Source organism: Paraburkholderia sp. SIMBA_027, assembly GCF_046535315.1.
Taxonomy (GTDB): Bacteria; Pseudomonadota; Gammaproteobacteria; order Burkholderiales; family Burkholderiaceae; genus Paraburkholderia; species Paraburkholderia tropica.
The window spans coordinates 1-237 of record NZ_JAWRWY010001567.1 but is presented as its reverse complement, the minus strand read 5'-3'; the positions used below and the strand labels follow the sequence as shown (position 1 = coordinate 237).

The 237-nt window shown below is 62.0% G+C and carries 1 pseudogene; it reads left to right on the top strand.

Features of this window, described 5'->3' with window-relative positions:
• A pseudogene (locus SB764_RS44455) lies at positions 1-237 on the top strand (tRNA pseudouridine(38-40) synthase TruA); the annotation flags it as partial.

Below are 237 nucleotides of genomic sequence, written 5' to 3'. Positions count from 1 at the left end.
CGCATCTGGCCATGGCGAAAGAGGCCGTGTCAGTGCTGGATGTAGCAGCGGTAACCGAGGATTTCGACGCCCGCTTCTCCGCGCTGCGCCGCCATTATCTCTACCGCATCATTTGCCGCAAATCCCGGCTGGCGCTGGAGCACAAGCGCGCATGGTGGGTGTCGAAGGACATGGATCACGAGCGCATGCATGAAGCGGCCCAGATGCTCGTCGGCCGGCACGATTTCACCACCTTCC